Below are 19,602 nucleotides of genomic sequence, written 5' to 3'. Positions count from 1 at the left end.
GTTTCCTACAAATCAAAGCGATCCACGGCCCTGCGCCGCTCATTGTCGTCGCGCACATCGTAACTGGCGGTGGTCTGGATATTGGTGTGGTGCGCCAGTTTCTGTGCAATCGACAAGTCGTGTTCTTCAATCACCCGGGTGATAAAGGACCGGCGAAAGTCATGGGGCATGATCTTCACACCCACCTGTTCGCCGCGCTGGCGGGCGATGTAATAAATGGCATGTTTGGTGATGCGTTCTCGGGTGATATGGCTGCCCCGGCGAATGCGGTTGAACAGAAACGTATCGTCCGGCTCGCCTTCCTTGAGCTGCTCGCGACGAAATTCCAGCCAGGCCTGCAACTTGGCGAATGCCCACGCCGGCGCGTATTTGAGCAGTTCCTTGTCGCCCTTGCCGGTCACCCGCAAGCTGCGCTCGGCGAAGTTGACCTGCGCCAGGTCGAGGTTGACCGACTCTGACTTGCGCATGCCCGAACCATACAGAATGCCGATCACCGCAGCGTCACGCAGGCCTTGAGGTCGAGGGTCGGCGGCGCACACTTCCATCATTTCGCGGATCAGCGTGCGGCGCAGGTTACGCCCGTTGCCCAGGCGTGTGCCCGGGGCCGCCTTGACCGAGCGCATTTTCAGCAAATGATCCTGGCTGATCAGGCTCAGGCGCCAGGCTTCGTTGATCACCCCGCGCACCGCATTCACATACAGCGACGAGGTGTTCGGCGCATAGCCGTCTTCGCGCAGCGCGGCGACCAGGGCAATCACCTGTTCGGGCTGCAGCAGGTGCCAGTCGATCTCTTCGAGGTTGGTGTCTTCAAAGCCCAGGCGGTCGGCGGCGTCTTGCAGCACATAACGCATGGTCAGTTGGCTGGAGGGCGCCAGGCGGGTCAAATAGAGGGTCAGCGGGTTGCGGATAGACTCAGTCAAGGTAGATCAGCCTTTAGATTAAATACCTAGAGCAACTAATTGATTAATCTAGGTATTTAGTGAATTTGGCAAGCGCCGAGTCTAACCCACGTTCGGCCCTTGCACAAAATCACCGGCTATTCACTCTTCGTCATCGACCGGGTCTTGCGGCTGAACCTGGGACTGGCTCCAATCGCTGTCCTGCTTCTGCATCAAGGCAAACCAGTGCTGGCGCATGAACGCCAGGTAGCTGTCGGGCGCCTTGGCAAAGTCATCCTCATCGCCATAGCAGCCCGGCAACGGCAATTCGGTGCCCTGTTCCTTGTACTGGCTGACCAGCGCCTGTTGCGCAGCAACGCTGCAATCCTTGGGCAATGGCATGCCACGCAAGGCCCCGGCTTCCTCGTCCCACCAGCTCGCACCGACACGGTCTACACCGCGCAGGCGGAATTTGCGGGATTTGCCGACGTGCATGATCAGCTTGAATTCATTGGGGCTTACATCGCTGGTGCAGGTGCGCGAGTACCCCACGGTTGCCTGGGTAATGCCGTCGCCAGTCAGGTCGGTGACCTTGGTGGCCGCCATGTCAAAACGCAGCGAGGCGTCGAATTGGCAGTGCTGCACGTCGTCATACAGCATCCACACACGCTTGGGGTGATCACCACCCAACAGGTATTGCGCCGCGTAGACAAAGGCCGATTGGGTGCCGTCGTCGTCGCGCTCGCTGACTTGCTCGGCGAGTACCAGCAGGTTTTTACCTTGGTGATCGTCCCAGGTGTAGGCCGCGACTTGTTTGCCGCGTATTTCAACGCCTTCCGGCACCTGATCGATGCTGGTGAGCGCGACGCCGTCATCGGCGCGTACGGTGGTGACACAGGCCACGGCCATCAACAATCCCATCAACGCGGGCCGTATCTGGCCGCGCAACAGCTGCACACTATTCATCCGATCACCCTGGCAAGAGATGGCTTACTTTACCGGCACTTGAGGGCCAATGCAGAGAAGTTTGTTGAATTAAATCGGTGTCTGGTGGCACTCTCGAAAAAAACGGTAATTTTTTGCTCGCAATCGGTATCTCTTGGCAGGTCAGTTACTTAGCTGAACCCTAGCTGTCTACCTGTCAAATAAACGAGTTTTTCATCAGCCTTTCATATTCGTTCAACATTTTTCCGCTTAATCTTGGCCGCAGGACCTGAGAACGAACCGCGCGTTCTGCGACTAACCTGTTGATTACGCTTTACCTTTCACACTTATCGTCTTTACTACGATCAACCATGGAAGAAACCATTGCCCGTCCCAGGAAAGTCGAATGAATACCGCAACCCCACGCTATGTGTAATCAGTGTTACTGAACGCTCAGCCACTGATGACTGCTGTTTTCACGCTCCAACCTGCTCTAGCCCCGAGGTCATGAATCTTTGAAACCCTACCCTATTCATTGCGTGTCGATCGTCATCCCGGTCTACAACGAACAAGAGAGCCTGCCTGAATTGCTGCGTCGCACGACGGCAGCTTGCAAGCAACTGGCCTACGAATACGAAATCATCCTGGTGGATGACGGTAGCCGCGACAATTCGGCCCAATTGCTTGAAGACGCCGCCGCCGAAGACGGCAGCAACGTGGTGGCGGTGATCCTCAACCGCAACTACGGCCAGCATGCGGCGATCATGGCCGGTTTCGAGCAGTGCCGGGGCGAAGTGGTGATTACCCTCGACGCCGACCTGCAAAACCCGCCCGAAGAAATTCCGCGCCTGGTCGAGCAAGCCGCCCTGGGCTACGACGTGGTTGCCACCGTGCGTAACAACCGCCAGGACTCGGCCTTTCGCCGCTGGCCTTCGCGCCTGATCAACCTGGCCGTGCAGCGTTCTACCGGCGTAGCCATGACCGACTACGGCTGCATGCTGCGCGCCTACCGCCGCACCATCGTCGACGCCATGCTCGCCTGCCGCGAGCGCAGCACCTTCATCCCGATCCTGGCCAACGGCTTTGCCCGCCACACCACCGAGATCCTGGTGCATCACGCCGAGCGTGAACATGGCGAGTCAAAATACAGCCCGATGCGTTTGATCAGCCTGATGTTCGACCTGCTGACCTGCATGACCACCACGCCCCTGCGCCTGCTGAGCATCGTGGGTTTCAGCCTGGCCGCCCTGGGCGTGCTGTTCGCCCTTGCGCTGGTCATCCTGCGTCTGGCCTTTGGCGCGCAATGGGCCGGTGACGGCATGTTCGTGTTGTTCGCGGTGCTGTTCGTGTTCACCGGTGGCCAGTTCATCGGCATGGGCCTCCTGGGTGAATACCTGGGCCGCATGTACAGTGATGTGCGGGCCCGCCCACGCTTCTTTATTGAAAAAGTGCTGCGCAACCAACCGGCAGCACCGGCTCCAGTCGTCGTTGTTGACGGCCTGGTGTCATCCCATACCTCTACTTCTCCTTCCGATCAGGTTTCGTCATGAATTCAAAAGCTGTTGTCTTCGCTTATCACGATATTGGCTGTGCAGGCATTGAAGCCCTGCTGACTGCCGGCTACGACATTGCTGCCGTGTTCACCCATGCCGACGACCCCAAGGAAAACAATTTCTACGGTTCCGTCGCCCAACTGTGCGCACGCAACGGCATTGCGGTACACGCACCGGAAGACGCCAACCACCCGCTGTGGATCGAGCGCATCGCCAAGCTGAACCCGGATTACATCTTCTCCTTCTACTACCGCAACCTGCTGAGCGAGCCGTTGCTGGCCACCGCCAGCAAAGGCGCGTTCAACCTGCACGGTTCCCTGCTGCCCAAGTACCGTGGCCGTGCACCGGCCAACTGGGTCCTGGTCAACGGCGAAACCGAAACCGGCGTGACCCTGCACCGCATGGTCAAACGTGCTGACGCCGGCGCGATCCTGGCTCAACAGAAAGTCATTATCGACCGCACCGACACTGGCCTGACCCTGCACGCCAAACTGCGTGAAGCCGCCGCCAACCTGCTGCGCGACGCACTGCCGCAACTGGCTGCCGGCAAGCTGAGCGAAACCGCCCAGGACGAAAGCCAAGCCACTTACTTCGGTCGCCGCACTGCGGCTGACGGCAAGCTGGACTGGAAAAAACCGGCTGAAGAGCTGTTCAACCTGGTTCGCGCCGTGACCCAACCTTACCCGGGCGCCTTCTGCGCCGTGGGCGAGCACAAACTCATCGTTTGGCAAGCCGATGTGGTCAAGGGCAACGAAGGCCTGGCGCCAGGCCGTGTGATCAGCGTCAACCCGCTGCGCATTGCGTGCGGCGAAGACTCCCTGGTGGTCAAGTTCGGCCAGCGCAACGCCGACGGCCTGTTCCTGGCCGGCCCTGCCCTGGCGGATGTACTGGGCCTGGTAGACGGCTCCGTGCTGCGTGGCGCCGAGTCCGGCCGCAAGCCACGCCGTACCCGCGTACTGATCCTGGGTGTGAACGGCTTTATCGGTAACCACCTGTCCGAGCGCCTGCTGCGTGACGACCGCTACGAAATCTACGGCCTGGACATCGGTTCCGACGCCATCGAGCGCCTGCGCAGCCACCCGAACTTCCACTATGTGGAAGGCGACATCAGCATTCACACCGAGTGGATCGAGTACCACATCAAAAAGTGCGACGTGGTCCTGCCGCTGGTGGCCATCGCCACCCCGATCGAATACACCCGTAACCCGCTGCGCGTGTTCGAACTCGACTTCGAAGAGAACCTGAAACTGGTTCGCTACTGCGTCAAGTACAACAAGCGCGTGATCTTCCCGTCGACCTCCGAAGTCTATGGCATGTGCCAGGACCAGTACTTCGACGAAGACACCTCCAACCTGGTGGTGGGCCCGGTCAACAAGCAACGCTGGATCTACTCGGTTTCCAAGCAACTGCTGGACCGTGTGATCTGGGCTTACGGCGACAAAGGCCTGAAGTTCACCCTGTTCCGTCCGTTCAACTGGATGGGCCCGCGCCTGGACCGCCTGGATTCGGCCCGTATCGGCAGCTCCCGCGCCATCACCCAGCTAATCCTGAACCTGGTGGAAGGCACGCCGATCCGCCTGTTCGACGGCGGCGAGCAAAAACGCTGCTTCACCGACATCGCTGATGGTATCGAGGCTCTGGCCCGCATCATTGATAACGAAAACGGTGTGTGCGACGGCCAGATCGTCAACATCGGCAACCCGGAAAACGAGGCCAGCATCCGCCAACTGGGCGAAGAGCTGCTGCGCCAGTTCGAAGCTCACCCGCTGCGTGGCAACTTCCCTCCGTTCGCCGGTTTCCGCGACGTGGAAAGCAAGGCGTTCTACGGCACCGGTTACCAGGACGTGGCACACCGCAAACCAAGCATCGAAAACGCCAAGCGCCTGCTGAACTGGGAGCCTACCGTTGAGATGAGCGAAACCATCGGCAACACCCTGGATTTCTTCCTGCGTGAAGCCATGCTCGAAATCGCGGATAAAAAGTAATGAAGGCAGGCTTGCGCATCGACGTCGACACCTACCGTGGCACCCGTGAAGGTGTGCCGCGGTTGCTCGAATCCCTGGACGAAGCCGGGATAAAAGCGACGTTCTTCTTCAGCGTCGGGCCGGACAACATGGGGCGCCACTTGTGGCGCCTCATCCGCCCGCAATTTCTGTGGAAGATGCTGCGTTCCAATGCAGTAGGCCTGTATGGCCTGGACATCCTGCTGGCCGGCACCGCCTGGCCAGGCAAGCCGATCGGCCGTGACCTGGGGCACTTGATGCGCCAGGCCAAGGCCGCGGGCCATGAAGTCGGCCTGCATGCCTGGGACCACCACGGCTGGCAGGCCAACACCGGGCGCTGGAGCGAAGCACAGCTGATCGAACAGATCCGCCGTGGCGTCGACACCCTCAGCGACATCCTCGGTGAGCGCATCGACTGTTCAGCGGCCGCCGGTTGGCGTGCCGACGAGCGGGTGGTGCAAGCCAAGCAAGGTTTCAATTTTCGCTACAACAGCGATTGCCGGGGCACCAGCCTGTTTCGTCCAACCTTGGCCGATGGCAGCGCGGGCACCCCACAAATTCCGGTAGACCTGCCGACCTTCGACGAAGTCGTCGGGCCGGTAGTGGCTGCCAAAGACTTCAACAGCTTTATTCTTGACCGGTTCGCCGAGTCGAAGCTGAACGTCTACACGATCCACGCAGAAGTAGAAGGGATTCTGATGGCTGAAGATTTTCGCCAACTGCTGGCCCAGGCCGGGCAGCGCGGTATCGACTTCAAACCCCTGGGCGAGCTATTGCCCGCGGACGTGACCACCCTGCCCCAGCAACAGCTGGTGCGTGGCGCCTTGCCTGGCCGCGAGGGTTGGCTCGGAGTGCAGCAGGCATGATCCGGCGTTTGGCATTACCCCTGCTCCTGCTGGCTTTTGGCGTGTTTTACCTGCTGCCGCTGGCCAGTCACGGCCTGTGGATTCCCGATGAGACCCGTTACGCGCAGATCAGCCAGGAAATGCTGCTGACCGGCAAGTGGGCCTCGCCGCACTTCATGGGCATTCGCTACTTCGAAAAACCGGCGGCCGGTTACTGGATGATCGCGCTGGGCCAGGCGATCTTCGGGCAAAACCTGTTTGGCGTGCGCTTTGCGTCGGCGCTGAGCACCGGGCTGAGTATCGTGTTGGTGTACCTGGTGTCGCGCCGTTTGTGGAACGACCCGCAAAAAAGCCTGGTCAGCACCGTGCTGTACATGAGCTTTGTCAGCGTGGCCCTGCTCGGCGGCTATGCCAACCTGGACCCGCAGTTCACCTTCTGGGTCAACCTGACCGGCGTAGCGCTGTGGTTCTGTTTCGACAGCACCACGCGCGGTGGGCGCCTGTGGTCATGGGCCCTGCTCGGCTTTGCCTGTGGCATGGGCTTCATGACCAAAGGTTTCCTGGCCTGGCTGTTGCCGGTGCTGATCGCCCTGCCCTACGCCATCTGGCAGAAACGCTTTCGTGAATTGCTCGGTTATGGCGTGGTAGCGGTCGTCGTGGCGATTGTCGTCAGCGTGCCATGGGCGCTGGCGGTGCACCTGCAAGAGCCGGATTACTGGAACTTCTTCTTCTGGCACGAGCATATCCAGCGCTTCGCCGGGGAAGATGCCCAGCATGCCGAGCCGTTCTGGTTTTACTTGCCGCTGCTGGTCGCGTTTTCGTTGCCCTGGATGGCGCTGTTGCCGTCCACGGTCAAACAGGCGTGGATGGAAAAGCGCTTGCCCAAAACCGCTTTCATACTGCTGTGGCTGCTGATGCCCCTGGCGTTTTTCAGCCTGGCCAAAGGCAAATTGCCCTCCTACATCATGCCGTGTCTGCTGCCATTGGCGTTGCTGATGGGCTCGACCCTGAGCGACAAGCTCGCCCAGGGGCATGGCCGCGCCCTGCGCCTCAACGGTTGGTTGAACCTGGTAGCGGGCGTGCTGGCATTGCTGGCAATAAGCTGGTTCCAGTTGAAAAAGCCGGTGTTTGAACACGGCGAGGAAACCTTCAGCCTTGTGTTGGTGTTTGTGTTCCTGATCGGCTGGATTATCGCCAACCTGTTGCAAGCCGCGCGCCCGTTGAAACTGTGGGCCGCGCCGGTCATCGGCAGCTGGCTGCTGGTGGCCCTGGTGCCGGCCGCGCTGCCGCATTCGGTGGTTTACAACAAGATCCCGGATCAGTTCATCATCGACCACCAGCAGGAATTACAAGCGACCGGTTCCTTGCTCAGCAATGACCTGGGTGCCGCTTCGGCGCTGTCATGGCGCGTGGGGCGACCGGACGTTGCGCTCTACAACACCGTTGGCGAAGTGAAATACGGCATCGCCTACCCGGACACCGCCCACCGCCGGATCGACACCAACGCCGTCCAGCAATGGATGAGCGACGCCCGCAAGAAAGGCTCGGTCGGCGTGGTCATGCGGGTCAAGGGCGACGATGAAGTGGCCGAATTGAATCTGCTGCCCCAGGACGGCAAGCGTTACGAGCAAGGCAACCTGGTGATCCTGATCTTTCCACAGGCCGCGCAATGATCACGTTGTTTCTTTTGCTCGGCGCCTGCCTGCTCACCTGCATGGGCCAGGTTTCACAAAAGTTTGCCGTAGAAAGCTGGCGCGACCAGCCCGATGGCTGGGCGCCGAAATTGCGCTCGCCGTGGTTGTGGTCGGCGCTGGTATGCCTGGGCCTGGGCCTGCTGGTCTGGCTGCTGGTACTGCAGCGCCTGGAGGTGGGCATCGCCTACCCCATGCTGAGTCTGAATTTTGTGCTGGTCACGCTGATGGCGCGCTTTGTATTTCATGAGCACATCGATGGCCGTCACTGGCTGGGTGTCGCGCTGGTCATCGGCGGCGTGGTCTTGTTGGGCCGTCACGTATGAGCCGGGTTCAAGGCTTCGCCCTGGCCCTTGGCAGTGTCGGCCTGGTCAGTGCGGCTCAGTTGGGCATGCGCTGGAGCATGACGCGCCTGCCGTTGCCCACCGAATGGCTCAACGCTTTCAACAGCAGCGCCATCGACCTGGCCGCCTTGGGCGTGGTGATTCTGGCGATCATTGCCTATGCCCTGTCGATGCTCTGCTGGCTTGGCGCACTCAAACATTTGCCGCTGGGCCGTGCTTACTCGCTGCTCAGCATCAGCTACGCCTTGGTCTACCTGCTGGCTGCCAGCCTGCCGGCGTTCAACGAACATTTCTCGCTTTCAAAAACCCTGGGGGTGGCACTGGTCATCCTCGGAGTACTGGTTATTAACTCTCGCCGTGCTAGCACCACAAGTCCCAGGAATGCCCCATGAAAATCAGTGTATTTGGTAGTGGTTACGTCGGTCTGGTGCAGGCCACCGTATTGGCCGAAGTCGGTCACGATGTGATCTGCATGGATGTCGACAAGAACAAGGTCGAATCGCTGCAAAAAGGCCATGTGACCATCTTCGAGCCGGGGCTGGCTGCGATGGTGAAGGAAAACCTGGAAAGCGGCCGCCTGCACTTCACCCATGATGAAAAGCTCGCCGTTGAACACGGCGAAGTGTTGTTCATCGCCGTGGGCACGCCGTCCGACGAAGACGGCTCGGCTGACCTGAAATACGTGCTGTCGGTGGGCGATGCCGTGTCCCGCCATCGCGTGGAGCCGGTGATCCTGGTGGAAAAATCCACCGTCCCGGTCGGCACTGGCGACACCCTGCGCGCGCATATCGAGAAAAACCTGCGGGTGGCCGGCCGCCATCTGGAGTTCGATATCGTCTCCAACCCGGAATTTCTCAAGGAAGGCTCGGCCGTTGCCGACTGCCGCCGCCCGGACCGTATCATCATCGGCTGCGAGCGCGAAGAAGTGCGTGAAGTGATGCGCGACCTGTACGCGCCGTTCAACCGCAACCACGACCGTATCATCTTCATGGACCTGCGCAGCGCCGAGCTGACCAAGTACGCCGCCAACTGCATGCTGGCCACCAAGATCAGCTTTATCAACCAGATCGCCGAGCTGGCCGAACACTTGGGCGCGGACATCGAAGCCGTACGCCTGGGCATCGGCGCCGACTCGCGCATCGGCTACCACTTTATCTACCCGGGCTGCGGCTACGGCGGTTCGTGCTTCCCCAAAGACATGCGCGCCCTGATCCACAGCGCCAAGGAAGCCAACTGCAACAGCGACCTGCTGCAAGCGGTGGAAGCCATCAACCAGCGCCAGAAGAGCAAGCTGTTTGAACGTATCAATGCCTACTTCAAAGGCGAACTCAAGGGCAAGACGTTCGCCCTGTGGGGCCTGGCGTTCAAACCCAACACTGACGACATGCGCGACGCCCCCAGCCGTGTGCTGATGGAAGCCTTGTGGGCAGCAGGCGCCAATGTGCGCGCCTTCGACCCGGAAGCCATGCAGGAAACCCAACGCATCTACGGTGACGAGTCGCGCCTGACCCTGCTGGGCACGCCCGAGTCTGCGCTGAGCGGCGCCGACGCGCTGATCGTCTGCACCGAGTGGCAGCAATTCAAGGCACCGGATTTCGACCTGATTCACGATCGCCTGAAAAACCCGGTGATCTTCGACGGTCGCAACCTGTACGACGGCGAGCGCCTGGCGCGCAAAGGCTTCAAGTACTTCCCGATGGGCCGTGGCGACTCCTGTGAACTGCCGATTCCTCAGCAAAACTGGGTTTCGCAGGCGAAGGAAGCCTGATACGTGAACAAAGTGCATCCACCCCTGCTCACCGCAACGATCCGTCACCAGTCACTGGCGCTTGGGCTCCTGGGGCTGGTGCTGTTCATCGTCGGTAATTGGCACCAGGCAATTATCGGCTTTGACTCGCGTTTCGTACTGTTCGCCCAGGAAATGCTGCGCCACGGGCCGAGCTTTTTCCCCACGACCTATGGGCAGCCCTACGCGGACTACCTGGCGACCTCGACCCTGCTGACCTGGCTGTTTTCCTTGCCTGTGGGTGAGGTCAGCAGCTTTACTGCGTGGTTGCCGACGGCCATCGCATCGGCCTGTATCGTGACACTGGTGTATCGCCTCACGGCGCCCTACTCCACGCGCTGGGGGCTGTTGAGCATCGCGATGCTGCTGCTCAGCAGCACCTTCATCAGTGAAACCCGCGCGGTGTCACTCGACCAGATGCTCGCGGCAGTCGCCTTGGCGGTGTTCTACCTGGGTTACGCCCATGATCACTTTGCCAGCCCCAAGCGCCTGCACTGGCTGTTCTTGTTGCTGATCCTCGGGTTCGCCATCCGTGGGCCGATCGGCCTGGTGATTCCAACGGGTGTGTTGTGCAGCTACTACTTGCTGAACCGGCAGTGGCGCCAGTTGTTCACCTTCGGGTTGCTGGCGCTGGCATTGCTGGCGGCCTGCGTCGGCCTGTTGCTGCTGCTGGCCAAGCTCAGCGGTGGCGAGGAATTCATGCAGGACGTGATCCGCATGCAGTTCCTGGGGCGCATGGATGGCACCGAAGGTTCCAGCGGCGTGTTGTATTACTTCACTAGTTCCCTGGGCAACTACGCCTTGGCCTATCCGTTGGCGCTGCTGGTGTTGTTGGCCGTCGCGGTTGGCGGGCGGCGTGTGCCGGGCCCGGCCCTGCAGTTGGTGTTGTATTGCGCAGCCGCCGGTGTGCTGGTGATGCTGGGTCTCTCTGTACCTCAGGCAAAGAAAGCGCGCTACATACTGCCGATGTTGCCGATGGCGGCGATCATTGCAGCCTATCCCTTCCAGGTGAGCCAAGGGCGGTTGTTCGGTTTTCTGCGTGGCTTGATGCTGGCCCTGTGGACGCTGTTGCCGGCACTACTGGCGGTCGGGTTGGTGGTCGCACAGCGACGGTATCCGGAGCAGTTAAATAGCCTGGGGCTGATCTTTACGGTGCTTGCAGTGCTTCAAGTGCTCGCGCTTTTGGGCCTGCTGAACGCCCGGCTGCGCCCACTGGCACCGGCGTTCGCTGCGGTGCTGGCACTCTGGTCGACTTATATCGTGGTCGTCGAGCCGCTGGAGCGTGCGCTCTACGACACCCGTGCTTTCACCCTCGCCGTCAAAGCGCAAATACTTGAGCAGCCAGCCCCGGTGGTCTTGCACGGCTTGGGCAAGGATGCGAAGGCCATCAAGTTCATGGTCAATTTCAACTGCGATAAAGTGCCGCTGTTTACTCAGTCGACCGCTGACCTGGCGCCGCTGCAAGCGCCCGCCTGGCTGGTGATGAGTGCGCAGGACTTCGAAAAACTGCAAGACCCGCGCTTGCGTTCGATCAGCCCGACGCTCACCGGCACGTTTGATAAAGACCCCTATGTGCTGTTGCATCTGGCCAAAGCCGCCGCACCTTGATAGCACTTTGAGCAACGATGTAAGAAGCAACGCCCACTGCGCAAGGAGTGGGCGTTTTTCGTTATTGGCTGCAAGAAACTACCTACATCGCTATACGTAATGGCTGGCGCACTTTGCCTTCCTGTACCCGGAACCCAAATGTAGACTCGTTTGCCAAGCACAATAACTATCTACCACCGCGTCGCCATTGCCGTATAAGGACATTGCCGTGCGAGAGGATTTAACCGGTATCCCGGGGCCGACGCTGTATCGATTGATGGACCTGCGCAATGCACTGGTTGCATTGAAAGGCCCGCTGGCGGACAACCCTGCATTCTACGACAGCCTGCTTAGACGCCTGTTCATGGATGAGGAGCCGATAAAAGACAGTGCATGCATCGTGAAACGGCCGCCCACCTATTAAGCGCATTATTTTTGCATTCAACCTTCATTAATATGCATTTGTGCCACGCGTTCAAGGTCGGCACACTGCGCAGCGTTCCTCCCCCAAATGTTGGAACTTTCAAAGGGCTGCTTCGGGAAACCAGGCCGGCCTTTTTTTTCGCCCGCTGTTTCAGGACCCCTTCAATAATGTTTGCTCGCCTTGTCCCTGCCGCCATCAACACACGCCCCGCCGAATGGAGCCGCGCTGCGATCGGCATGGCCTTGGGCACACTGTTCAGCGTCTGGCTGTGTGCCCAGGCCTTTGGTATAGACGTCGCGCTGCACTTGCTGGGCCCGCTGGGTGCGTCGGCCGTGCTGTTGTTTGCGGTGTCTTCCGGTGCACTGGCGCAGCCGTGGTCAATCATTGGCAGCTATTTGTGTGCGGGCGTGGTTGCTCTGCTGGTCGCCCGGGTACTGGGGCGCACCTTGGGCAGTGCGTGCCTGGCGGCCGGCATGAGCGTTGTGTTGATGTGCTGGCTGCGTTGCCTGCATCCACCGGCCGGCGGCCTGGCCATGACCCTGGTTCTGGCCGACCCCGCGTCAATTGCCCTTGGCTGGCATGAAATGGCCCCGGTCATGCTGGGTGCAAGCGCGTTGCTCGCGTGTGCGCTGGCCTACAACAATGCCACTCGTACGCGTTACCCCAAGGGCGCGGCCGAGTCGCCAGCGCGGGTGATCGGCGGCACTGCGCTGGTTACCGACCCGACGGTCACCGCCGCTGACCTCAAGCTGGCACTGGCTGAAATGGAGCAATTCTACGATGTGGAACCGAACGAACTGGAACAACTGATCCACGCCGCCGAAGGCCATGCGCGCCGCCGCAGCATCGGTGAAGTCCTGGCCAGCCGCGCGGCTTGACCCGCGCTGCATAAATGCAAAAACGACCTGCAGGATTCCGGGTTGTACTGGGCAAATTTGCACTGGTACGATCGCGAGATGGTTCGCCCGCGAACATCTTGATAAAGAACAATAAAAGCAGGGAGTTAGAGATGACTGCTCAGGTTTCATCCGAAGCAAGCCAAGCCGATATCTTTCAGGACGAAGTCGTGGCCGAGGTTCGCAACCACATCGGCCACCTCACCCTCAATCGCCCCGCCGGCCTGAACGCCATCACGCTGGATATGGTCCGCAGCCTTACCACGCAGTTGCAAGCTTGGGCGGATGACCCGGCGATTTACGCTGTGGTCCTGCGCGGCGCGGGCGAAAAAGCCTTCTGCGCCGGTGGCGACATCCGTTCGCTGTACGACAGCTTCAAAAACGGCGACACCCTGCACGAGGATTTCTTCGTCGAGGAATACGCGCTGGACCTCGCCATTCACCATTACCGCAAACCCGTGCTCGCCCTGATGGACGGTTTTGTCTTGGGCGGTGGTATGGGCCTGGTGCAAGGCGCCGACCTGCGTGTGGTCACCGAACGCAGCCGCCTGGCGATGCCAGAGGTGGCAATTGGTTATTTCCCGGATGTCGGCGGCAGCTACTTCCTGCCACGCATTCCCGGTGAATTGGGGATCTACCTGGGCGTCACCGGCGTGCAGATTCGCGCCGCCGATGCGCTGTATTGCGGTTTGGCGGACTGGTCTATCGACAGCGCCAAACTCGCCGAACTCGACCAGAAACTCGACCGCCTGCAGTGGCAGGATTCGCCGCTCAAAGACCTGCAAGGCGTGCTCGCCAAGCTGGCCGTGCAACAATTACCCGACGCACCACTGGCCGCCCTGCGCCCCGCCATCGACCACTTCTTCGCCCTGCCGGATGTGCCCAGCATCGTCGAGCAGCTACAGCAGGTCACCGTCGCCGACAGCCATGAATGGGCGCTGGCCACTGCGAGCCTGATGCAAACCCGTTCGCCGTTGGCGATGGCCGTGACCCTGCAGATGCTTCGCCGGGGCCGTCGCCTGTCGCTGGAACAGTGCTTTGCCCTGGAGCTGCACCTGGATCGCCAATGGTTCGAACGTGGCGACCTGATTGAAGGCGTCCGCGCGCTGATCATCGACAAGGACAAAACCCCGCGCTGGAACCCGGCCACCGTCCATGAACTGGATACGGCGCACGTCGAAAGCTTCTTCCATAGCTTCAAGCCAGTTGCGAGATAAGCCATGCAAGACCTTGAATACACAGAAGAACAAGTAATGATCCGCGACATGGCACGCAACTTTGCCCGTGGCGAAATCGCACCCCACGCCCAAGCCTGGGAAAAAGCCGGCTGGATCGATGACGCGCTGGTGGCAAAGATGGGCGAGTTGGGTTTGCTGGGTATGGTGGTGCCGGAAGAATGGGGCGGTACCTATGTCGATTACGTGGCGTATGCACTGGCGGTTGAAGAGATTTCCGCCGGTGACGGTGCCACTGGCGCACTGATGAGTATCCATAATTCAGTGGGTTGCGGGCCTGTTCTCAACTACGGCACAGATGAACAGAAACAAACCTGGCTGGCGGACCTCGCCAGCGGCCAGGCGATTGGTTGCTTCTGCCTGACCGAGCCGCAAGCCGGTTCCGAGGCGCATAACCTGCGCACCCGTGCCGAACTGCGAGACGGTCAATGGGTGATCAATGGTGCCAAGCAGTTTGTCAGCAACGGCAAACGCGCCAAACTGGCCATTGTGTTCGCGGTCACTGACCCGGAGCTGGGCAAGAAAGGCATTTCGGCCTTCCTCGTGCCGACCGATACGCCGGGGTTTGTGGTGGATCGCACCGAGCACAAGATGGGCATTCGCGCCTCGGACACCTGCGCCGTCACGCTGAACCAGTGCACCATTGCCGAAGCCAACCTGCTGGGTGAGCGCGGCAAAGGCCTGGCCATCGCGCTGTCCAACCTCGAAGGCGGCCGCATCGGCATCGCCGCCCAGGCCTTGGGCATTGCCCGCGCGGCATTCGAGGCGGCGCTGGTCTATGCGCGGGACCGTGTGCAATTCAACAAAGCGATCATCGAGCACCAGAGCGTGGCCAACCTGCTGGCCGACATGCAAACGCAACTGAACGCCGCACGCCTGTTGATCCTGCACGCCGCGCGACTGCGCAGTGCGGGCAAGCCGTGCTTGTCGGAGGCCTCACAGGCCAAGCTGTTTGCCTCGGAAATGGCTGAAAAAGTCTGCTCATCCGCGATGCAGATTCACGGCGGCTATGGGTATCTGGAGGATTACCCGGTGGAGCGTTACTACCGGGATGCACGGATCACGCAGATCTACGAGGGCACCAGCGAGATTCAGCGGATGGTGATTGCGCGGGAACTCAAGAACTACTCGCTCTAACGAGCACAGCACAACCCATGTGGGAACTGGCTTGCCTGCGATACAGGCACCTCGGTTTGTCAGTGAAACCGAGGCGATCCCTTCGCAGCCTCGCTAAAGCTCGACAGCTCCCACAGGGAACCGGGTCCATCCTTTGGAATGCGGTCAAAGGTGGAAGCTGGCTTGCCTGCGAAGACGTCGGCACTGCCAACATAGACGCCGTCAGAGCCACCGCCATCGCAGCCTCGCTGAAGCTCGACAGCTCCCACAGGGAACCGGGTCCATCTTTTGGAATGCGGTCGAAGGTGGGAGCTGGCTTGCCTGCGATAGCATCACCTCGGTCAGGCAGGTGAACCGAGGTGTCAGCATCGCAGGCAAGCCAGCTCCCACCTTTTGATCTTCAGCGTTAGAGGATTACTTACTTATCCTTGAACGCCGGCGCGCGCTTGGCCACGAACGCCGCCATGCCTTCCTTCTGATCCAGCGTCGCAAACGCCGCATGGAACACCCGGCGCTCAAAGCGCACGCCTTCGGACAGGCTGACTTCAAACGCGCGGTTCACGCTTTCCTTGACCATCATGCTGATCGGCACCGACTTGCCGGCAATCAACGTCGCCACTTTCAACGCCTCTTCCAGCAATTCATCGGCGGGCACGATACGCGCCACAATCCCGCAGCGTTCGGCTTCCACCGCGTCGATAAAGCGCCCGGTCAGGCACATTTCCATGGCCTTGGCCTTGCCCACGGCGCGGGTCAGCCGTTGGGTGCCGCCCATGCCCGGCAGTACGCCGAGGTTGATTTCCGGCTGGCCGAACTTGGCACCGTCACCGGCCAGGATGAAGTCGCACATCAACGCCAGCTCACAGCCGCCGCCCAAAGCGAAGCCGTTGACGGCGGCAATGATCGGCTTGCGGCGGTTGGCCACGCGGTCGCTGTCGCTGAACAGGTCGTCGAGGTAGATCTGCGGGTACGTCAGTTCGGCCATTTCCTTGATGTCGGCGCCGGCGGCGAAGGCTTTTTTCGAGCCGGTCAGCACAATACAGCCGATTTCCGGGTTGGCCTCCAGGCCATCCAGCGCCTGGTTCAATTCGCTGACCAACTGCGCGTTCAAAGCGTTCAGGGCTTGCGGGCGGTTGAGCGTGATCAGCCCGACGCGGCCCTGGATTTCGAGCAAAATGGTTTCGTAACTCATGGGTTGGCTCCTTAAAGATTGCGTGAGATGACCATGCGCTGAATATCGCTGGTGCCTTCGTAAATCTGGCAGACCCGCACATCGCGGTAGATCCGCTCCAGGGGAAAGTCGTTGAGGTAACCGTAACCGCCCAGGGTTTGCAAGGCGGCTGAACAGACTTTCTCGGCCATTTCCGAGGCAAACAGCTTGGCCATGGACGCTTCCACCAACGCGGGCTTGCCGCTGTCACGCAGGGCGGCGGCGTAATGCACCATCTGCCGCGCCACGGCGATTTGCGTGGCCATGTCGGCCAAGCGAAAGGCCACGGCCTGGTGCTCAATGATTGCCTTGCCGAAGCTCTCGCGCTCACGGGCATAGTCGCGGGCGGCTTCAAAGGCGGCGCGGGCCATGCCCACCGATTGCGAGGCGATGCCGACACGGCCGCCTTCCAGGTTCGCCAGGGCGATCTTGTAGCCTTCGCCCTCCTCGCCCAGACGATTGGCCACTGGCACCTTCACATCCTCGAAAAGGATCTGGCAGGTATCAGAGGCATGCTGGCCGAGTTTGTCTTCGACCCGCGCCACCTTATAGCCCGGCGAATCCGTGGGCACGATAAATGCGCTGATCCCGCGCTTGCCGGCGGCCGGGTCAGTGACCGCAAACACAATCACGATGCCGGCATTTTGCCCGGACGTGATGAACTGTTTGCAACCGTTGAGCACGTAATGGTCGCCCTCCAGCCGCGCCCGGGTTTTCAGGCTGCTGGCGTCGGAACCGGCTTGTGGCTCGGTCAGGGCAAAGGCACCGAGCATGGCGCCGCTGGCCAGGGGCTTGAGGAACTGTTCTTTCTGCGCATCGTTACCGAACTTCAGAATGGGCACACACCCCACCGAGTTGTGCACGCTCATGATGGTCGAGCAGGCGCCGTCGCCGGCGGCGATTTCCTCAAGGGCCATGGCATAAGCCAGGTAACCGGTGTCGCAACCGCCCCACTGTTCCGGCACCAACATGCCGAAAAAGCCCAGTTCGGCCATTTCGCCGATGGCTTCCCTGGGAAAGCGGTGTTCACGGTCCCATTCGGCGGCAAAGGGTTTCAGGCGTTCCTGGGCAAATTGCCGGGCCGCCTCGCGGATTTGCAGTTGTTCTTCATCTGGCAGCATGGAGGCTCCTCAGTACAGGCATTCAACGGCCATGGCCGTGGCTTCGCCGCCGCCGATGCAGATGACGGCAACGCCGCGTTTGAGGCCTTTCTGGCGCAAGGCCGAAAGCAACGTCACCAGAATACGCGCCCCGGACGCGCCAATCGGATGCCCCAGGGCACAGGCGCCACCGTGCACGTTGACCTTCTCGTGGGGGATTTCCAGCTTACTCATGGTGACCAGGCTGACCACCGCAAAGGCTTCGTTGATCTCGAATAGGTCGACCTCGCCCAGGTTCCAGCCGGTTTTGCTCATCAGCTTGCGAATAGCGCCCACTGGCGCCACCGGAAACAGCCCCGGCTCATCGGCAAAGGCCGCGTGGCCATGGATGACGGCCAAGGGTTTGAGCCCGCGTTTTTGCGCCTCGGACTGGCGCATCAGCAGCAGTGCCGCTGCACCGTCGGAAATCGAGCTGGAGTTGGCCGCCGTCACGGTGCCGCCTTCGCGGAACGCCGGTTTCAGGCCGGTGATCTTGTCCAGTTTGGCTTTTGGCGGTTGTTCATCATGCAGGATGGTCTTTTGTTCTTTGCCGACGGTGACTTGCACCGGGACGATTTCGGCGGCGAAGTTGCCGTGGGTGATCGCCTCCTGCGCCCGCGTCAGCGACGCGATGGCGAAAGCATCCTGAGCTTCACGGCTGAAACCGTTGTGCTCGGCGCAATCCTCGGCGAAGGTGCCCATCAAGCGGCCTTTGTCGTAGGCGTCTTCGAGACCGTCAAGGAACATGTGGTCCAGCACCTTGCCGTGGCCCATGCGGTAGCCGCTGCGCGCGCGGTCCAGCAGGTACGGCGCGTTGGACATGCTTTCCATGCCGCCGGCAATCACCACGTCGACGCTGCCGGCCAACAACGAATCGTGGGCCAGTATCGTTGCCTCCATGCCCGAGCCGCACATTTTGTTAAGCGTGGTGCAGCGCGTGGCCTTATCCAGCCCGGCGCCCAAGGCGGCCTGGCGTGCAGGCGCCTGGCCAAGGCCTGCTGGCAGTACACAGCCAAACAACACTTCGTCCACCGCGTCAGTGGCGATACCGGCACGCTCGACGGCGGCGCGAATCGCCGCTGCGCCCAGTTGCGGCGCGGTCAGGCCCTTGAGGTCACCCTGGAAGCCGCCCATGGGCGTACGAGCGGCGCTGACGATAACGATGGGGTCATTCATGGTTATTTCTCCTTACTTGGCAGCCATGCGCAAGGCGCCGTCAAGACGGATCACCTCGCCATTGAGCATGCTGTTTTCGATGATGTGGCGTACCAGCGCGGCGTATTCGGCCGGCTTGCCCAGGCGTGGCGGGAATGGCACACCGGCGGCCAGCGAGTCACGGACCTCAGGCGTCATGCCGGCCATCATCGGGGTTTCGAAAATGCCGGGGGCGATGGTCATGACGCGAATGCCGAAGCGCGCCAATTCACGGGCGGCGGGCAAGGTCAGGCTGGCAATCGCGCCTTTGGACGCGGCGTAGGCTGCCTGGCCGATCTGCCCGTCGAATGCGGCCACCGAGGCGGTGTTGATGATCACACCGCGTTCACCGTCGGCATTCGCCTCGGTTTCAGCGATGGCCGCTGCGGCCAGGCGCAGCAGGTTGAAGCTGCCGATGAGGTTGACGTTGACCACCTGAGCAAAACTCGCCAAGGCGTGGGGGCCATTCTTGCCGAGGATTTTCTCGCCGCGTACCACACCGGCGCAGTTCACCAACCCGTGCAAGCCGCCAAACGCAGCGACGGCGCCTTCTACGGCAGCCCCGGCCGCGGCTTCCTGGCTGATATCCGCCACGGCGCTGCGCGCGTTGTCACCCAGCTGTTTGGCTTTGGCGGCAACCGCGTCGGCGTTCAGGTCAACCAGCATCACCTTGGCGCCCGCCGCCACCAGCATTTCAGCAGTGGCCGCGCCGAGGCCCGAAGCACCGCCGCTGACCAGGAATACCTTGTTTTCAATCTGCATCGTTGTGTCCTTAAA

18 protein-coding genes are annotated in these 19,602 nt (G+C 60.9%); 12 read left to right on the top strand and 6 right to left on the bottom strand.

The window, feature by feature from the left end; genetic code table 11:
- Window positions 1-5 precede the first annotated feature (5 nt).
- Together xerC and AB4P94_RS21970 are read right to left on the bottom strand one after the other, a co-directional pair.
- Window positions 6-920: a tyrosine recombinase XerC gene (xerC, locus tag AB4P94_RS21975; RefSeq protein WP_395607425.1), complete on the bottom strand. Its 915-nt coding sequence runs from the start codon at window positions 918-920 to the stop codon at window positions 6-8.
- A 120-nt stretch (window positions 921-1,040) separates the two neighbouring features.
- A complete protein-coding gene (locus AB4P94_RS21970) occupies window positions 1,041-1,844 on the bottom strand; it encodes a M949_RS01915 family surface polysaccharide biosynthesis protein (RefSeq protein WP_395607424.1) in 804 nt (267 codons plus the stop codon).
- 473 nt (window positions 1,845-2,317) lie between these two features.
- Between AB4P94_RS21970 and arnC the strand changes: the two genes are divergently transcribed.
- From arnC to AB4P94_RS21910, 12 genes are all read left to right on the top strand, one after another.
- Window positions 2,318-3,352 carry an undecaprenyl-phosphate 4-deoxy-4-formamido-L-arabinose transferase gene (arnC, locus tag AB4P94_RS21965; RefSeq protein WP_395607423.1) on the top strand — a complete coding sequence of 345 codons (1,035 nt, stop codon included), beginning with the start codon at window positions 2,318-2,320 and terminating at the stop codon, window positions 3,350-3,352.
- On the top strand, window positions 3,349-5,340 hold the full coding sequence (gene arnA, locus AB4P94_RS21960; protein WP_395607422.1) for a bifunctional UDP-4-amino-4-deoxy-L-arabinose formyltransferase/UDP-glucuronic acid oxidase ArnA: 1,992 nt from the start codon (window positions 3,349-3,351) through the stop codon (window positions 5,338-5,340). Before arnC ends, arnA begins: the two co-directional genes overlap by 4 nt.
- Window positions 5,340-6,224, top strand: a complete 885-nt coding sequence (gene arnD, locus AB4P94_RS21955) for a 4-deoxy-4-formamido-L-arabinose-phosphoundecaprenol deformylase (protein ID WP_395607421.1) — start codon at window positions 5,340-5,342, stop codon at window positions 6,222-6,224. Before arnA ends, arnD begins: the two co-directional genes overlap by 1 nt.
- Window positions 6,221-7,876, top strand: a complete 1,656-nt coding sequence (gene arnT / locus AB4P94_RS21950; protein WP_395607420.1) for a lipid IV(A) 4-amino-4-deoxy-L-arabinosyltransferase — start codon at window positions 6,221-6,223, stop codon at window positions 7,874-7,876. The genes arnD and arnT overlap by 4 nt, the downstream gene beginning before the upstream one ends.
- Window positions 7,873-8,220, top strand: coding sequence for a 4-amino-4-deoxy-L-arabinose-phosphoundecaprenol flippase subunit ArnE (arnE, locus tag AB4P94_RS21945; protein WP_395607419.1), 348 nt, complete (start codon window positions 7,873-7,875; stop codon window positions 8,218-8,220). The genes arnT and arnE overlap by 4 nt, the downstream gene beginning before the upstream one ends.
- Window positions 8,217-8,630, top strand: coding sequence for a 4-amino-4-deoxy-L-arabinose-phosphoundecaprenol flippase subunit ArnF (arnF, locus tag AB4P94_RS21940; protein ID WP_395607418.1), 414 nt, complete (start codon window positions 8,217-8,219; stop codon window positions 8,628-8,630). Before arnE ends, arnF begins: the two co-directional genes overlap by 4 nt.
- Window positions 8,627-10,006, top strand: coding sequence for a UDP-glucose dehydrogenase family protein (locus tag AB4P94_RS21935; protein ID WP_395607417.1), 1,380 nt, complete (start codon window positions 8,627-8,629; stop codon window positions 10,004-10,006). The genes arnF and AB4P94_RS21935 overlap by 4 nt, the downstream gene beginning before the upstream one ends.
- Window positions 10,007-10,009: 3 nt before the next feature.
- Entirely contained in the window at window positions 10,010-11,632 is a 1,623-nt protein-coding gene (locus AB4P94_RS21930; RefSeq protein ID WP_395607416.1) for an ArnT family glycosyltransferase, read from the top strand.
- 208 nt (window positions 11,633-11,840) lie between these two features.
- Window positions 11,841-12,035: a hypothetical protein gene (locus AB4P94_RS21925; protein WP_395607415.1), complete on the top strand. Its 195-nt coding sequence runs from the start codon at window positions 11,841-11,843 to the stop codon at window positions 12,033-12,035.
- A 167-nt stretch (window positions 12,036-12,202) separates the two neighbouring features.
- Window positions 12,203-12,913: an HPP family protein gene (locus AB4P94_RS21920; protein ID WP_395607414.1), complete on the top strand. Its 711-nt coding sequence runs from the start codon at window positions 12,203-12,205 to the stop codon at window positions 12,911-12,913.
- Window positions 12,914-13,044: 131 nt separating this feature from the next.
- A complete protein-coding gene (locus tag AB4P94_RS21915; protein WP_395607413.1) occupies window positions 13,045-14,148 on the top strand; it encodes an enoyl-CoA hydratase/isomerase family protein in 1,104 nt (367 codons plus the stop codon).
- Between the two features lie 3 nt (window positions 14,149-14,151).
- Window positions 14,152-15,303, top strand: coding sequence for an acyl-CoA dehydrogenase family protein (locus AB4P94_RS21910; protein ID WP_395607412.1), 1,152 nt, complete (start codon window positions 14,152-14,154; stop codon window positions 15,301-15,303).
- Window positions 15,304-15,700: 397 nt separating this feature from the next.
- Here AB4P94_RS21910 and AB4P94_RS21905 read toward each other — a convergent pair whose 3' ends face one another.
- Genes AB4P94_RS21905 through AB4P94_RS21890 form a run of 4 tightly spaced genes read right to left on the bottom strand, consistent with a single transcriptional unit; the run spans window position 15,701 to window position 19,587 of the window.
- Window positions 15,701-16,474 (bottom strand): enoyl-CoA hydratase, encoded by a 774-nt coding sequence (locus AB4P94_RS21905; protein WP_395607411.1) that lies wholly within the window; start codon window positions 16,472-16,474, stop codon window positions 15,701-15,703.
- An 11-nt stretch (window positions 16,475-16,485) separates the two neighbouring features.
- A complete protein-coding gene (locus tag AB4P94_RS21900; protein WP_395607410.1) occupies window positions 16,486-17,613 on the bottom strand; it encodes an acyl-CoA dehydrogenase in 1,128 nt (375 codons plus the stop codon).
- Window positions 17,614-17,622: 9 nt separating this feature from the next.
- Complete coding sequence (locus AB4P94_RS21895; protein ID WP_395607409.1) at window positions 17,623-18,807, bottom strand: acetyl-CoA C-acyltransferase; 1,185 nt, start codon at window positions 18,805-18,807, stop codon at window positions 17,623-17,625.
- Window positions 18,808-18,819: 12 nt separating this feature from the next.
- The gene (locus AB4P94_RS21890; RefSeq protein WP_395607408.1) at window positions 18,820-19,587 is read right to left on the bottom strand and encodes an SDR family NAD(P)-dependent oxidoreductase; all 768 of its coding nucleotides are present in this window, start codon (window positions 19,585-19,587) and stop codon (window positions 18,820-18,822) included.
- Window positions 19,588-19,602 lie beyond the last annotated feature (15 nt).

The organism is Pseudomonas sp. B22129 (assembly GCF_044218875.1).
Taxonomy (GTDB): domain Bacteria; phylum Pseudomonadota; class Gammaproteobacteria; order Pseudomonadales; family Pseudomonadaceae; genus Aquipseudomonas.
Note: the sequence above shows the minus strand (reverse complement) of the source record. Positions and strands in the feature narration are given on the sequence as shown.

Coding starts and splice junctions, on each gene's coding strand:
- arnT (WP_395607420.1), top strand. CDS start 6,221: ATGATCCGGCGTTTGGCATTACCCCTGCTCCTGCTGGCTTTTGGCGTG.
- AB4P94_RS21900 (WP_395607410.1), bottom strand. CDS start 17,613: ATGCTGCCAGATGAAGAACAACTGCAAATCCGCGAGGCGGCCCGGCAA.
- AB4P94_RS21915 (WP_395607413.1), top strand. CDS start 13,045: ATGACTGCTCAGGTTTCATCCGAAGCAAGCCAAGCCGATATCTTTCAG.
- arnD (WP_395607421.1), top strand. CDS start 5,340: ATGAAGGCAGGCTTGCGCATCGACGTCGACACCTACCGTGGCACCCGT.
- AB4P94_RS21920 (WP_395607414.1), top strand. CDS start 12,203: ATGTTTGCTCGCCTTGTCCCTGCCGCCATCAACACACGCCCCGCCGAA.
- AB4P94_RS21905 (WP_395607411.1), bottom strand. CDS start 16,474: ATGAGTTACGAAACCATTTTGCTCGAAATCCAGGGCCGCGTCGGGCTG.
- AB4P94_RS21935 (WP_395607417.1), top strand. CDS start 8,627: ATGAAAATCAGTGTATTTGGTAGTGGTTACGTCGGTCTGGTGCAGGCC.
- AB4P94_RS21895 (WP_395607409.1), bottom strand. CDS start 18,807: ATGAATGACCCCATCGTTATCGTCAGCGCCGCTCGTACGCCCATGGGC.
- arnA (WP_395607422.1), top strand. CDS start 3,349: ATGAATTCAAAAGCTGTTGTCTTCGCTTATCACGATATTGGCTGTGCA.
- AB4P94_RS21910 (WP_395607412.1), top strand. CDS start 14,152: ATGCAAGACCTTGAATACACAGAAGAACAAGTAATGATCCGCGACATG.
- arnE (WP_395607419.1), top strand. CDS start 7,873: ATGATCACGTTGTTTCTTTTGCTCGGCGCCTGCCTGCTCACCTGCATG.
- AB4P94_RS21890 (WP_395607408.1), bottom strand. CDS start 19,587: ATGCAGATTGAAAACAAGGTATTCCTGGTCAGCGGCGGTGCTTCGGGC.
- arnF (WP_395607418.1), top strand. CDS start 8,217: ATGAGCCGGGTTCAAGGCTTCGCCCTGGCCCTTGGCAGTGTCGGCCTG.
- AB4P94_RS21970 (WP_395607424.1), bottom strand. CDS start 1,844: ATGAATAGTGTGCAGCTGTTGCGCGGCCAGATACGGCCCGCGTTGATG.